The following is a 15,468-nucleotide window of genomic DNA, read 5'->3' on the forward strand; positions in this document are numbered from 1 at the left end:
TTTCACCCAAGCGGGTAACGTTTTCGATATACTTCATACATAAGAAGCGCAGCCGCTACGGAAGCATTTAATGATGTTACCTTCCCTTTCATCGGCAAACGGATGAGAAAATCACATTTATCCCTAATTAAACGACCCATGCCTTTTCCTTCGCTTCCAATTACTAGACCGAGCGGTAGCGTGCCGTCAAACTCGCGGAAATCCTCCTTACCCTTTGCATCCGTACCCGCAATCCAAACTCCGCGTTCTTTCAGTTCATCAATCGTTCTTGACATATTCGTCACTCTTACGACTGGAATATATTCAATCGCTCCAGTCGACGCCTTTGCTACCGTCGCCGTCAATCCAACTGCTCTTCTTTTTGGAATGATAATGCCATGGGCGCCCACCGCATCGGCTGTTCTCATAATTGAACCTAAATTATGCGGATCTTCAATTTCATCAAGGAGGAGAAAGAATGGAGCTTCACTCCTTTTCTCAGCACGGGAAAACAAATCATCCAGCTCCGCATACTGATAGGCAGCAACCTGAGCAATGACGCCTTGATGATTCCCTTCAACCAAGCCATCAATTTTTTTCTTCGGTACAAACTGCACCATCACATTCCGTTCCTTAGCCAAGCCGATCACTTGTTGCATTTGCCCTTTTTGAGAACCCTCTGCAATCAATACTTTATTCACATCCCGCTCCGATTTTAACGCCTCAATAACAGGGTTTTTTCCAATAATATAATCTTGACTCACCTAGGCTCCTCCTTTCTGGCCATCAACAACGGCAAATGACTGCAGAACAACTTCATCTAACCGCTCTTCTTTTTTTAATAAATACAAGTAGCCGATCAACGCCTCAAAGGCAGTACCGTACCGATACGTTTGCACATCCGTATTTTTCGGCACGGTTCCTGACTTTGCATTTCTCCCTCTCATCACTACAGCAGTCTCTTCTTCCGTTAAAAGCTTTTGCTCAAGAAAATAGCGAATTATTTTTGCCTGCGCTTTTGCTGACACGTATTTTGTCGCCTCTTTATGAAGGTGATGCGGCTTAACCCGTCCATTTTGGATAAGATGTTCACGTACATAAACCTCAAATACAGCATCACCCATGTACGCTAATGCTAAACTATTTAATTGTTTCACTTCTAAGTTGCTTTCATATGGGAGCATCTGTTAGCCTCTTTTCCAACGAGTACCTTGTGGAGTATCTTCTAGAATAATTTTCATATCTTTAAGCTGATCGCGAATCTCATCTGCTAATTGAAAATCCCGATCCTTCCGAGCTTGAATCCGTTTCTCAATCAATGCTTCAATTTCTTCGTCCAACAGGACATCATCTTCAAGCTTTAGCCCTAATACGTCGAACAACTCTTTAAATTCATTCATAAGAGCAGCGATTACTTCAGCAGACGTATTCTTTTCCATAAGGTATAAATTTGCCAGCTTAGCTAATTCAAACAAAACAGAAATGGCATTTGCCGTGTTAAAATCATCATCCATCGCCCCAATAAATTGGGAGTGCAATTCTTGTATTTGCTTAAGCCAACTTTGATTTTGATCCGTTAATTCAGCACTCACCGCTTGGCGATGCTTCAAATTCTGATAAGATGTTTTAATTCGCTCTAACGCTGACTCAGTATTAACGAGCAGTTCCTCTGAATAATTGATCGGATTCCGATAATGAACAGAAAGCATAAAGAAGCGCAGAACCTGCGGGTCATGTCTCTTAATAATGTCATGAACAAGGACAAAATTCCCTAATGATTTAGACATCTTTTCATTATCAATATTAATATAGCCATTATGCATCCAGTATCGGGCAAATGCTTTTTCTGTTAGCGCCTCAGATTGCGCTATTTCATTTTCATGGTGCGGAAAAGCCAAGTCCTGTCCCCCAGCATGAATATCAATGGTATCTCCTAAATATTTTCTTGCCATTGCCGAGCATTCAATATGCCATCCAGGTCTTCCTTTTCCCCAAGGACTTTCCCAAGAAATTTCCCCCGGCTTCGCTGCTTTCCAAAGAACAAAGTCAAGCGCATCTTGCTTTTTTTCTCCAACCGCTATACGCGCACCCACTCGAAGCTCATCAATTGATTGGTGGGAAAGCTTCCCATATTCCTTGAACTTTCGTGTATGATAATAAACATCTCCATCTGATTCATAAGCATAACCTTTTGCCATTAACATGCTTATAAAATCAATAATGATATCCATATTTTCTGTCACACGTGGATGAACATCTGCCTCTTTGCATCCTAAAGCATGGACATCTTCATGGTAAGCCGCAATAAAGCGATTAGCGATATCAGGAACCTCTTCTCCTAATTCATTAGCTACTCGAATGAGCTTATCATCAACATCTGTAAAATTGGAAATGAATTTCACGTCAAAACCGCGAAATTGAAAATACCTTCTAACAGTATCGAATACGATTGCCGGACGCGCATTTCCAATATGAATATAATTGTATACAGTCGGTCCGCACACATACATTTTCACCTTTCCCTCTTCTAAAGGAATAAAATCTTCTTTTTTCCTTGTGAGGGTATTATAAACTTTAATTGTCATTCTACATGCTCCTTTCTCGCTGTAACTCATCTATTTCCTTCTGCAATTGCTTCATTTTTTCTTCTAACATTTTAAATCGATCTGCAACAGGGTCGGGAAGATCCGAATGATTTAAATCTTTGTTGAGCTTTACCCCATCTTGGATCACGACTTTACCCGGAATCCCCACTACCGTAGAATTCGGGGGAACCTCCTTCAACACGACAGAGCCAGCACCTATTTTAGAATTTTCCCCCACTGTAATCGAACCTAGTACTTTAGCTCCTGTGGCGATTAAAGCATTATCTTTAATAGTAGGGTGACGCTTTCCCTTTTCCTTCCCTGTACCGCCTAGCGTGACACCTTGAAACACGGTAACGTTGTCGCCAATCTCACATGTCTCTCCTATAACGACCCCCATGCCGTGATCAATGAAAAAGCGGCGGCCTATTTTTGCACCAGGGTGAATTTCAATTCCCGTAAAAAAACGGCTAATTTGCGAAATGACGCGTGCAATAAAATAAAGTTTTCTTTTATAAAAGGCGTGCGCTATGCGATGACTCCAAATCGCATGCAACCCGGAGTAAGTTAAAATAACTTCAAGATAAGTCCTTGCAGCTGGATCTTGATCAAAGACAACCTCAATATCCTCCTTCAACATCTTAAACATTCTCTCTTCCCCCTTTCAAGTCTAACAGCATTTAGATTAACGCGATATTAAACCATATTGTGCATAAACCAAAAATTTGTTTTGTGCGCTTTTCATCGTCAAAAAAATCGCAGACAATAAAAAATGCGCCCCTGTCTATAAGACAGAGACGCATTTTCGCGCGGTTCCACTCTGTTTAGGCCGAAAGCTCAACCTCAACTTTTAAGCATTTAACGGTCGCAACCCGCTCAAAGTCTACTAAGGACAAACCCTTTCGAAATGAGACTCAGAGGCGCATTTCAGAAAAAGAGGGGCTTTAAACCAATCTCAGCTGAAAAAATCATTACACCGATTTTTCCTTGGTTCTCTCTTGAAAGCTTCAATTTCCTACTTTTCCTCATCTACATTTTCCCTGTATTTAAACATTGATTCTGTAATTTTACTTATACTATATTACATTTTCCCAAAACTGTTAACTAGTAGATTCCCACTAGCGAAAGAAATTAATCAATTATCGAATTATAAAAGCTGCTTTAATCGACTTATAACTTTCTTTTGTCCTATTAAAGCTATCGCTTTTGGTAAGTCCGGTCCATGAGTTTGCCCTGTTGTAGCAACACGGATAGGCATAAATAATTTCTTTCCTTTTTGACCTGTGCTTTTCTGAACGGCTTTAATAGAAGCTTTAATCCCCTCTGCAGTCAATTCATCTGCCTGCTCGATTTCTTGTAAAAAGGCAGCCAATACAGCCGGAACATCTTCATCAGCCAATACAGCTTCGGCTTCATCGTCTCTAATTACTTCATCCTTAAAGAATAACTCAGAGAGCTCGACAATCTCTGCACCATAGCTCATTTGTTCCTGATAAAGAGCAATTAAATCATAAGCCCATTGCCTGTCTGCTTCGGTCATATTTTCACTCACTCGACCCGCTTTAATCAGATGAGGCAATGAAATCTCTACGAGCTTATCAATTTCTAGCTTTTTCATATATTGATTATTCATCCAAGCCAACTTTTGCTTATCAAACAATGCCGGTGATTTAGACAATCTTTCAGCATCAAAAATTTTAATTAATTCATCCTTGGAGTAGACTTCCTCTTCACCAGCCGGAGACCAACCAAGCAATGCAATAAAGTTGAATAACGCTTCCGGAAGATATCCCAGCTCCTCGTATTGCTCAATAAATTGAATGATCGACTCATCGCGTTTGCTTAGCTTTTTGCGATTTTCATTAACGATGAGCGTCATATGTCCAAAAACAGGAGCTTGCCAATTTAAAGCTTCATAAATCATCAATTGTTTAGGTGTATTGGAAATATGATCATCCCCACGTAAAACATGGGTGATGTTCATTAAATAATCATCGACCGCAACAGCAAAGTTATAAGTTGGCGTGCCATCCTTTTTGACGATAACAAAATCTCCTCCAACCCCATCGGAGTCAAAAGATACATTCCCTTTCACCATATCATCAAAAGCATATACTCGTCCTTCTGGTACACGGAAACGAATGCTCGGTTGTCTACCTTCTTTTTCAAATTGATCTTTTTGTTCTTCTGTTAAATGACGGCACCGACCAGAATAACCAGCAATTTGCTTAGAATCGCTTTGCGCTTCTCTTTCCGCTTCTAATTCCTCTTCCGTACAATAGCATTTATAAGCTAGACCGTTATCAAGAAGCTCCTGGTAGTATTTGGCATATATTTCATTTCTTTCAGACTGACGATAAGGACCATAGCCACCATCTATATCTATGCTCTCATCCCATTCAATGCCAAGCCACTTTAAGTACTTTAGCTGACTTTCTTCTCCTCCAGCTATATTGCGCTTTTTATCCGTATCTTCTATACGAATAATAAACTTTCCGCCTTGATTGCGGGCAAATAAATAGTTAAATAAAGCAGTCCGTGCATTTCCAATATGCAAATGTCCCGTTGGACTTGGTGCATAACGAACTCGAATATCGTTTGACATAATGTTCCTCCTATATGAATTCATGTCTCCTCATTGTAACACGAAAATCATTTCACTTTCTGCAATAATACAACAGCTTGTGCAGCAATTCCTTCCCCCCTGCCAGTAAAGCCAAGCTTTTCTGTCGTTGTGGCCTTCACATTAATTTGCCCAGGGTCACACTCTAACAACTCTGCGATTCTTACTTTCATTTGTTCTATGTAAGGGGCCATTTTTGGTTTTTGGGCAATAATCGTACAATCTGCATTCACCAACGAATACCCCTTTTCCTTAATCATTTGCCAAATATGCACGAGAAGCTTTGCCGAATCAGCGTCCTTAAATGCTGGATCAGTATCCGGAAAATGCCTTCCGATATCCCCTTCTCCAACTGCTCCTAAGCATGCGTCTGTTATCGTATGTAAAAGCACATCTGCATCCGAGTGTCCAAGCAGCCCTTTTTCATGAGGAATTTCAATTCCTCCAATAATTAACGGCCTTCCCTCTGTTAATTGATGTACATCAAAGCCTTGCCCTATTCGAAACATCCTTTATCACCTTTCATTCATAGCCATCACCTCAATAGGCTCAAGCCTTCATCAACGCCCAGTCTTTTTCATAATTGCCTCTGCAAAATAGAGATCTTCTTTCGTAGTCAGCTTAATATTATCATAACTTCCTTCAACAATCTTTACTGGATAATGCAATTTCTCCACTAGACTTGCTTCATCTGTTCCAAGAAAATTTATTTCAAGAGCATGCTCATGCGCCCTTTTAAGAATAGACATACGAAAAGCTTGTGGGGTTTGAATTGCCCACAAGCTTGATCGATCCACAGTCTCAACCACTTCGTTCTGTTGAACTCTCTTGATTGTATCCTTTACAGGAACCGCTGCTACCGCTGAGCCATGCTCATCTGCTGCTACTACCAACTGATGAATAAGATGAACGTCAATGAAAGGTCTAGCACCATCATGGACCAAGACAACCCCTTTGGTAGTTGCTGCTTGCAGCCCATTATAAACGCTATATTGCCGTTCCTCTCCACCGTAAACCATTGCCGCAACTTTGTGGATACCATACTCTTTCATTAATTTTCTAAACGAGCTTTCGTCCTGCGGAGCTATCGCCAATATAATACCAGCGCATTGTTTATCTTCCTCAAAAACCCTTAAAGTATGAATAAGGACAGGAATATCATTTAGTTCCAAAAGAAGCTTGTTTTTCCCTGCTCCCATTCTTTTTCCTTGTCCGGCAGCAGGAATGATGACTTCATAAGCCATAATAAACTCCAATCCAGCTCCAATGAGCCTTACTAATAACTAAATTATTTATCTAGCTAAGCTCTATTATAGAGCTTTTTCTAATAATTTGGGCTTGGCAAAAATCATTCGTCCAGCAGATGTCTGAAGAACACTTGTTACCAACACCTCAATATGCTTGCCAATATAATCGCGACCACCTTCTACCACGATCATTGTTCCATCGTCCAAATAGGCAATTCCTTGATTTTGCTCTTTTCCATCTTTAATGACTTGAACGTTCATTTCTTCACCAGGCAGCACTACTGGTTTAACCGCATTGGCAAGATCGTTAATATTTAAAACCGATACCTTTTGCAATTCACACACTTTATTTAAGTTGAAATCATTTGTAACAACGACGCCATTTGTTAATTTTGCCAATTTTACAAGCTTACTATCGACCTCTTGAACATCCTCAAAATCACCTTCATAAATCTCCACATTCATCGAGAGCTCTTTTTGAATGCGATTCAGAATATCAAGCCCTCTACGTCCGCGGTTTCTTTTCAAAACATCAGACGAATCGGCAATATGCTGTAATTCACCTAACACAAATTGCGGGATGACAATCGTACCTTCAAGAAACCCTGTTTGACAAATGTCAGCAATTCTACCGTCAATAATAACGCTCGTATCTAAAATCTTCAGGACATTCCGATCCCCTGCTTCTACATCCTCTTCAACAGGCTTCTTTTTATTTCGAGCTAACAACGCCATTAACTCATCTCGTTTTTTGTAGCCCACCTGGAAACCTAAATAACCGAATAATAACGTAATTAAAATAGGAGCCACAGTATTTACGATCGGAACCTCTATCATATTTAGTGCGAATCCTACTAAAAATGCAATAACAAGTCCAAAACCTAAACCAATACTAACCGCTAAAATATCTGTGATCGGGGCCTTAACTAAGGATTCTTCAACCCACTTCACAAAATTAACAATATAATCAACTGCCCAAAAAGTAATAAGATAAAATATAATAGCACCAACTACCGCAGTTACGTAAGGATTGTTAATGACCAGAATATCACCAAAACTGAGTAGATTTAATAAATCACCAATAAAAAAAATCCCAAGCGTTCCACCTGTAATAAGGAAGCAAGCTTGAATTATTCGCTTTAACATTCCTTCACCTCCTTTATACATTATAAACAAATTCTATAAATTGAAACCTAATATTACAGAGTTTTTTAACTTTGTTAAGAGAGTGCAACGCATTTGTTATATTAGAAAAATGCAAACTCATTTTTCTTTCGCTCCACTCTTTTTCGTTCATTTAATACAATATAAGCGTAGCACCCTAAAAAAAAAGTGTCAAATGAGATGATTCGTTAATTTTGGGTAAAAAAGACAAAAGACGAACAATTTGTATAAAAAAAGAAATAACATTCGTTTTTAACTGAGAAATTAGGTATATATTACCTGATTTTATTCGTTTCATAGCATTAAACAGCCATTTAGACCTAATTAAGACAAACTGTTAATTCTAGCATATGAACAATTCGAATTCAATGGATTTTTTAAAATCAGCCATTCTGCAACAACTCCAACCTGGCTTTAATCGTTCCTTAGTTATCCATTAGCTCTTCTGTAGAAACAGGAACAATTTGAGAACTCTCACTTGTCGTGTAATTTGGTTCTATTCGCCATCGACGCGGACTATATAAATATTTATTTATCAACAAACCAAAGCTTAAAAATCTTCAACATGACATGTATACATTCATTTCTGAACAGGTGACTGACTGAATAAAAACATTATACGTGCACTGTCAATAATGATAAAAAACAATTTATACCTACCGATTAAACGAAATTCTATCTAGCATAATACCTGCAACAACCTCGAACTATGTATTTATTCTATATTGCTTTCCACTTCCTTTACTAAGTATCCGTTTTCTGTTTTGTTGAACTAAGATTTTGATACATGATTGCTTCAGCCTTTCCCGTTTCTCTGCCGGTTGAGGCAACGCCAAGGTCGATTTGCACCATCTAGATGGTTGCCGTGTCTTGAGCCATATAAAAACGCCATTATTAAAATGGCGTTGAGTTAAATACTATATCAATTACTTCGGCTAATGTGTTACACGGGATCACTTCGATGTTTTTAAAAGCACTTTGGTTTCGTAAGGCATTTCTGGCAATATACGCTTTTTTATAGCCCATTCGCTCAATTTCACGAATGCGCGCTTCTAAAGTAGGGACCTTCTTTAATTCCCCTGTTAATCCTATATCAGCAATAAAAACAACATCGTTTGGAATTCCTTTTCCTTTATAAGAAGAGACGATACTCATGAGAACAGCTAGGTTGCTAGACGTTTCCTTTAACCGTATGCCTCCAGTTGTTTTAATGACGACATTTTGCGTCAGCATCTGTAAACCCGCGCGTTGCTCCAATATCGCAGTGAGCGTATTGATTTGATCCTTACGCATACACTCACCAATCCGAGATGGGTACGGAGTAAAGGTCGGAGATACTAAACTCTCCACCTCAACAATAATTGGCCTTGTCCCTTCCTTTATCACCGTAAGCGCACTTCCGCTTACGATTTCATTTCGTTGCGTAATGAAAAATTCAGAAGGATTATCAATTGCTCTTAGACCATCCTCTTCCATCGAGAAAAAGCCCATTTCCCCCGTGCTTCCATAACGGTTTTTGCTGGCGGAAAGCTGCTTTAGTTCTTCCCCATCTTCACCATCTAAAACAAGCACTGTATCAACTAAATGCTCCAAAGCCCGTAATCCGGCTAACTCATTATCCTTTGTCATCTGTCCGACCATCATCACCGCTCTTGGCCGCTCTGCACTTTTTGCCACCTTCAGCATCGCATTGGCACATTCCATCGTTTGCGTCGGACTTCCAGGCCTTGAAGGGTATTCTTCTAATACGAAGGTTTGAATACTGTCAATAATGACGACGTCTGCATCTACCGCTTCAATGATCCCTAACACATTGTTCATGCTCGTGTCAGAATGAATCCAAATATTCTCATGAATACTTGGTAAAATCCGCTCTGCCCGGTTTTTGATTTGACTCTCACTCTCCTCACCTGATGCGTAGAGAATTTTATAGCCCTTTGAAGCCAAATCCTGACTTACCTGCAGTAGCAGAGTGGACTTCCCAGCCCCAGGCACCGCTGTAATGATCGATAGGGAGTCCTTAACGATACCACCACCCATTACCCGGTTAAATTCAGAGATTGATGTTACGAGTCGGTCGCTTTTTGAAGAATTTGTCTCTAATAATCTTTTAACGGCCACATTGGTTCTCGCCACTCTTGGCTTTGTTTGCTTTGATTCACTACCGCCACTTGTTTGTTCCTTAAGGGTTCCCCGTTCTCCACAGCCATTGCAAAACCCTTGCCATTTAGGGTGCTGGGTTTCACAGCTTGTACAAATATAAACTGTTTTTACTTTTTTCAACCTGATCATCCTCATCCGTGAATCTACTTCTACCATCATACAAAATGGTACAAAAAGAAGGCTCTTTTTACAAAAATGATTGCTTCCCTCATTATCGTCACAATCTTACATACTTATTTTACCTCTAAAATTCCAATAGAGGGGCAAGGAAAATGATACATACTAAAAAATTTTAGGAAAGCTGTGCAAAAGAAATGAGGTATCCGCACCGTAAAATGCGAATACCTCTGATCCCATTTCCTTTATTTATTAAGCTGTGGCGCGTTCGACTTCACGGTGAATTCACCATTTTTAACATCAATGATCACCGCTTGCCCTGTTAACACAGTACCCTTAAGCAGCTCTTCAGACAAGCGATCTTCAATATGCTTTTGAATCGCTCTTCTTAATGGGCGAGCTCCGTATTCTGGATCATAGCCCTCATCGGCAATCTTCTCTATTGCAGCAGCTGTCAGCTGCAATTTAATATCTTGTTCATTAAGACGTTTAATTAATTGATCAGACATTAATGTAACAATATTTGTTAAATGTTTTTTCTCTAATGCATGGAAAACGATAATCTCGTCAATACGGTTTAGGAATTCAGGACGGAATGCTCTTTTTAATTCCTCCATCACTTTCCCCTTCATATCTTTATAATCCTGCTCTCCATCTTGAAGATTAAAACCGACATACTTGTTGCGTTTTAACGATTCTGCACCGACATTCGACGTCATGATTAACACCGTATTGCGGAAGTCTACCGTTCTTCCTTTCGAGTCTGTCAAACGACCATCCTCAAGCACTTGAAGCAAAATGTTAAAGACATCTGGATGTGCCTTTTCGATTTCATCAAGAAGGATAACAGAATATGGCTTCCTGCGAACCTTTTCTGTTAATTGTCCACCCTCATCATAGCCAACATATCCTGGAGGCGAGCCAACAAGTCTTGAAGTCGAGTGCTTCTCCATGTATTCAGACATATCTACTCGAATCATCGCATCTTCGTCACCGAACATCGCTTCCGCTAACGCGCGGGCAAGTTCTGTTTTCCCAACTCCGGTAGGTCCCAAGAAAATAAATGAGCCAATCGGTCTCTTCGGATCCTTTAAACCAGCACGAGCTCTACGCACCGCTTTGGAAATGGCATTAACCGCTTCTTCTTGACCAATAACACGAGAATGGAGGATTTCTTCAAGATTCAGAAGCTTTTGCGTTTCCGTTTGAGCCAATTTAGAGACAGGAATACCGGTCCAGCTCGATACAACACTCGCAATATCTTCCACCGTTACCTCCGAATTCTCTTTCCCTTGTTTTTCTTTCCACGTTTTCTTCGTCTCTTCTAATTGTTCACGCAGACGCTGTTCAGAATCTCTAAGTGAAGCTGCCTTTTCAAATTCCTGACTTTGAACGGCCGCATCCTTCTCTTTTCGAACTTCTTCTAATTTCACCTCAAGTTCTTTTAAATTAGGAGGTGTTGTATAGGAACGAAGCCTTACTTTAGAACCTGCTTCATCAATTAAATCGATCGCCTTATCTGGTAAGAATCGATCGGAAATATAACGATCCGATAACTTAACCGCTGCTTCAATCGCTTCATCTGTAATCGAGACGCGATGATGAGCTTCATAACGGTCACGCAGTCCTTTTAAAATTTGCACAGATTCTTCAGAGGTCGGCTCGTCAACCGTAATCGGTTGGAAACGACGTTCTAGCGCAGCATCCTTTTCAATGTATTTTCGATATTCGTCAAGTGTTGTCGCACCGATACATTGGAGTTCTCCACGAGCCAATGAAGGTTTTAAAATATTCGACGCATCAATCGCTCCTTCTGCTCCACCGGCACCAATTAAAGTGTGCAATTCATCAATGAATAAGATGATATTTCCAGCCTGACGAATCTCATCCATAACTTTTTTCAAACGATCCTCAAATTCACCGCGATACTTCGTGCCAGCCACCACTGTTCCCATATCTAATGTCATCACTCTTTTATCTCGTAGAATCTCAGGAACTTCATTATGGACGATTTGTTGAGCAAGACCTTCAGCAATTGCTGTCTTACCAACTCCCGGCTCTCCAATAAGAACAGGATTATTTTTAGTACGGCGGCTTAACACTTCAATCACACGTTGGATTTCTTTGCTGCGACCAATAACCGGATCAAGACTTCCTTCACGGGCAATCGCTGTTAAATCACGGGCTAAACTATCTAGTGTCGGTGTATTTGCACTTGCTGCTGAACCGCCTTGATGTCCCGCAGATTCGTTGCTACCTAATAATTGGAGGACCTGCTGGCGAGCCTTGTTTAAGCTAACACCTAGATTATTTAATACACGGGCTGCCACACCTTCACCCTCACGAATTAAACCAAGGAGAATATGCTCCGTTCCAACATATGAATGGCCAAGCTTTCGTGCCTCATCCATCGATAGCTCGATCACTTTTTTCGCTCTCGGAGTGTAGTGTGGCGTCTGCGAGGCATCTTGACCTCTGCCGATTAAGTTCTCTACCTCTTCTTGAATTTTGTCAGAACCTAATCCCAATGCATAAAGAGCTTTGGCAGCTATCCCTTCACCTTCGCGGACAAGACCTAGCAATACATGTTCCGTTCCAATATTGTTATGACCTAAACGATTCGCTTCCTCTTGCGCTAAAGCCAATACTTTTTGAGCTCTTTCTGTAAATCGTCCAAACATCATCGTCTATATCCTCCCTACTAAATTAGGTTTATTAATGTTCCATATTCAATCGTTCTCTTATTAATGAAGCACGCCTTATATCCCGTTCATCTGGTCTTAAAGGACCTCCGGCATATTGTTGCAAAAATCCCGGCTGAGTGAGAATCATCAGTTCGTTCAAGATATTTTTAGAAATATTTTTAATGAATCCCATATCAATCCCTAAACGGACATCTGATAAACAGCTTGCCGCTTCTTTGCTTTCAATCACTCGACAATTAGACAGGACCCCATATGAGCGAAAAACTTTGTCTTCTAATTGTATGTTTGAAGTTTTTGCTAATGCTTCTCTTGCTGATCTTTCCTCGGAAATTAATTGGGCCACGACACCTTGAAGATCTTCAACGATATCCTCTTCCGATTTTCCCAGAGTAATTTGATTGGATATTTGAAAAATATTGCCCAGTGCCTCGCTGCCTTCACCATATATCCCTCTCACTACTAATCCAAGCTGATTGATCGCCGGTATAATCCGATTTAACTGATGGGTAAGAACAAGACCAGGCAAATGCATCATGACAGACGCTCTCATCCCTGTCCCTACATTTGTCGGACAGCTTGTTAAATAACCAATCTGTTCATCGTATGCATAATCTACTTGCTTCTCGATATGATCATCAATTTCATTGGCAACTTTCAATGCTTCTGAAATTTGTAGTCCAGGAAACAAACATTGAATCCGAATATGGTCTTCTTCATTCACCATGATGCTGACTTCTTCATTCTCTGAAAGAATACATGCACCTAGTACAGCATTTTTCTCAAGATACGGACTAATTAAATGCTTTTCTACCAACACCCTTTTTTGCAACGGCTGAAGGTCATCCATCACTAATAATTCCAAAGTTCCAATCGAGGAAAATGGATGCCCACTTACACTTTGGTAAACGGCATCAATTACTTTCTGACCCTCTTCACTTGTAAATACTGTCGGAAATTTATAATCCTTGAAATTTCTAGCCAAACGTATTCGCGAACTTAATACAATGTCTGAATTGGGACCTTCCGCACTCATCCATGAGCTTACTGCTTGGTTTAAGAACCTCTCCAATGACATGTCAATATCCTCCCTCATTACTACGCTCTAACTGTTTTTCTAATGAGCGTATTTGATCGCGAATCTCTGCTGCCTTTTCAAATTCTTCACGAGAGATAAGTTCTTGAATCGTTTGCTTTAGATTTTCAATATTTTTGCGAACATGGAGGCTTCCTCCTATTCGCCTTGGTATCTTCCCATTATGAGCCCAATTTCCACTATGCAAACGTCTAATAATTGGATTTAATTGGCCCTTAAAAGTTTCATAGCAATTTGCACAACCAAATCGACCTATTTTAACAAACTGCTCATAAGTCATCGAGCATTCATCACAACGCAAGCTATCCTCTTTATAAAGCGGAGCTTGCGCTTGCTTCGCTGGTTGAAAATTGTTTTGGAGATTGAACAAACCAGCCAATAAATTATTAATAGAAAATCCCCCTGTATTTACGATAAAGGCCTCACCTTTTTCTTGAGCACACTTTTCACATAAATGCAGGACTGTTTTTTCTCCATTATTAACTTGTGTAAAATGCAAGGTTGCTTCTCTTTCATGGCATTCCTGACACTTCATTGTCCTATCACCCCTTATACTCTCTTTATTTATATTTAAGAGTAGTGAGCATTGCTTTTATCATTCTTGAACGAAGCTCATCTCTATACGGTAAATCAATATATAATACCGAACGATCCATAACACTAAGCATAATCTTTGCTTCTCTTTTTGAAATAACTTCTTCTTCAACAAGTCGATATATTACATTTTCGGCACTATTTTGCGATATCCGATTATCAATAATCGATAATAGTTGGTCAATAAGGTCTGCATGATCATAAGATTGGACTCTCATGATTCGGATATAGCCTCCACCACCTCTTTTGCTTTCAACAATATAACCTTTTTCAATCGTAAATCGCGTATTGATCACATAGTTGATTTGAGATGGGACGCATTGAAATTTGTCAGCAATTTCACTTCTCTTAATTTCAACAATCTCTTTTTCGCTCATTTCCAATACTTGTTTCAAGTAATGTTCAATGACGTCGGAGATATTCCTCAAAAGACCTCCTCCTATCTGACTTTGACTATATTTGACTTTTATTATACATGAAGAAGACGTCAATTTGCAACGAAGGAACCTTAACAATTCATTGGATGATTTTTGCTTTGATTATGGGACTTTAAAAGGGTGCTCTCCTTTATTCACCTTACTAATTTTCCCCATTTTTTGTGATTTTCAAACGAGTATTAATGAATTGGATAGTTGAATGTTCCTTCCTGCAGCAATTATCAATAGTGCCCCCTTTTTATAGATGAAAAGCTTCAGAGGGTAACTCTTTTTGATCGTTTATACTCGAATGATGGCAAGGCTTTTAGAATAACTGCACTGATCTTTAGGTTGAACGTTTCTATTCGCTCGTGATTACGCTCGGTTTTGTGCTGAAAAGTACACACTTGGTAGGATTTTAGTTTACGTTGAGTTGCGGGGATTTGGTAAGGTTAAGTAGTTTCTGACGTTAAATTGCGCTGTTTTAGAGGGTGGGCGTGTTTTGTAGTTTTGTACGTTGGATTGTACGCGTTTGGTGTTCAATTGCGCCAATTTAAGGCATAATTGCGCGTATTTCAATGCTTATTGCGCATCTCGCCATTCCAGCCACACTTGGGATCAAAAAAAGAGCACCCATCATATGGAATACTCTTTTTACTTTGCCCGGCAGCGTCCTACTCTCACAAGGGGACAGCCCCTCACTACCATCGGCGCTGAGAAGCTTAACTTCCGTGTTCGGTATGGGAACGGGTGTGACCTTCTCGCTATCGTCACCGGACTAT

At 40.0% G+C, this 15,468-nt stretch carries 13 protein-coding genes and 1 rRNA gene; all 14 read right to left on the bottom strand.

Annotation, left to right across the window (positions count from 1 at the left end; all coding sequences use genetic code 11):
- Window positions 1-2: 2 nt before the first annotated feature.
- The 14 genes from rlmB to rrf all read right to left on the bottom strand — a co-directional run bounded on the left by rlmB (window position 3) and on the right by rrf (window position 15,464).
- The gene (rlmB, locus tag FCJ93_RS18350; RefSeq protein WP_137744332.1) at window positions 3-743 is read right to left on the bottom strand and encodes a 23S rRNA (guanosine(2251)-2'-O)-methyltransferase RlmB; all 741 of its coding nucleotides are present in this window, start codon (window positions 741-743) and stop codon (window positions 3-5) included.
- Window positions 744-1,163 carry a Mini-ribonuclease 3 gene (locus FCJ93_RS18355; RefSeq protein WP_095313668.1) on the bottom strand — a complete coding sequence of 140 codons (420 nt, stop codon included), beginning with the start codon at window positions 1,161-1,163 and terminating at the stop codon, window positions 744-746.
- Between the two features lie 3 nt (window positions 1,164-1,166).
- Complete coding sequence (cysS, locus tag FCJ93_RS18360) at window positions 1,167-2,564, bottom strand: cysteine--tRNA ligase (RefSeq protein WP_137744333.1); 1,398 nt, start codon at window positions 2,562-2,564, stop codon at window positions 1,167-1,169.
- Window position 2,565: 1 nt separating this feature from the next.
- Window positions 2,566-3,213, bottom strand: coding sequence for a serine O-acetyltransferase (gene cysE, locus FCJ93_RS18365; protein WP_095313663.1), 648 nt, complete (start codon window positions 3,211-3,213; stop codon window positions 2,566-2,568).
- Window positions 3,214-3,711: 498 nt separating this feature from the next.
- Window positions 3,712-5,169 (bottom strand): glutamate--tRNA ligase, encoded by a 1,458-nt coding sequence (gene gltX, locus FCJ93_RS18370; RefSeq protein WP_137744334.1) that lies wholly within the window; start codon window positions 5,167-5,169, stop codon window positions 3,712-3,714.
- A gap of 47 nt (window positions 5,170-5,216) precedes the next feature.
- Window positions 5,217-5,696, bottom strand: a complete 480-nt coding sequence (gene ispF / locus FCJ93_RS18375; protein WP_095313659.1) for a 2-C-methyl-D-erythritol 2,4-cyclodiphosphate synthase — start codon at window positions 5,694-5,696, stop codon at window positions 5,217-5,219.
- 51 nt (window positions 5,697-5,747) lie between these two features.
- On the bottom strand, window positions 5,748-6,431 hold the full coding sequence (ispD, locus tag FCJ93_RS18380; protein ID WP_137744335.1) for a 2-C-methyl-D-erythritol 4-phosphate cytidylyltransferase: 684 nt from the start codon (window positions 6,429-6,431) through the stop codon (window positions 5,748-5,750).
- A 66-nt stretch (window positions 6,432-6,497) separates the two neighbouring features.
- Entirely contained in the window at window positions 6,498-7,580 is a 1,083-nt protein-coding gene (locus FCJ93_RS18385) for a PIN/TRAM domain-containing protein (protein ID WP_095313655.1), read from the bottom strand.
- 912 nt (window positions 7,581-8,492) lie between these two features.
- Complete coding sequence (radA, locus tag FCJ93_RS18390) at window positions 8,493-9,881, bottom strand: DNA repair protein RadA (RefSeq protein WP_095313653.1); 1,389 nt, start codon at window positions 9,879-9,881, stop codon at window positions 8,493-8,495.
- Between the two features lie 242 nt (window positions 9,882-10,123).
- Window positions 10,124-12,562: an ATP-dependent protease ATP-binding subunit ClpC gene (gene clpC / locus FCJ93_RS18395; RefSeq protein ID WP_095313651.1), complete on the bottom strand. Its 2,439-nt coding sequence runs from the start codon at window positions 12,560-12,562 to the stop codon at window positions 10,124-10,126.
- A gap of 31 nt (window positions 12,563-12,593) precedes the next feature.
- On the bottom strand, window positions 12,594-13,658 hold the full coding sequence (locus FCJ93_RS18400; RefSeq protein ID WP_137744336.1) for a protein arginine kinase: 1,065 nt from the start codon (window positions 13,656-13,658) through the stop codon (window positions 12,594-12,596).
- Window position 13,659: 1 nt separating this feature from the next.
- The gene (locus FCJ93_RS18405; RefSeq protein WP_095313646.1) at window positions 13,660-14,211 is read right to left on the bottom strand and encodes a UvrB/UvrC motif-containing protein; all 552 of its coding nucleotides are present in this window, start codon (window positions 14,209-14,211) and stop codon (window positions 13,660-13,662) included.
- A gap of 25 nt (window positions 14,212-14,236) precedes the next feature.
- Window positions 14,237-14,698: a CtsR family transcriptional regulator gene (locus tag FCJ93_RS18410; RefSeq protein ID WP_095313643.1), complete on the bottom strand. Its 462-nt coding sequence runs from the start codon at window positions 14,696-14,698 to the stop codon at window positions 14,237-14,239.
- A gap of 649 nt (window positions 14,699-15,347) precedes the next feature.
- A 5S ribosomal RNA gene (gene rrf, locus FCJ93_RS18415) occupies window positions 15,348-15,464 on the bottom strand.
- Window positions 15,465-15,468: the final 4 nt, after the last annotated feature.

The organism is Robertmurraya siralis (genome assembly GCF_005502275.1).
GTDB classification, from domain to species: Bacteria; Bacillota; Bacilli; order Bacillales; family Cytobacillaceae; genus Robertmurraya; species Robertmurraya siralis.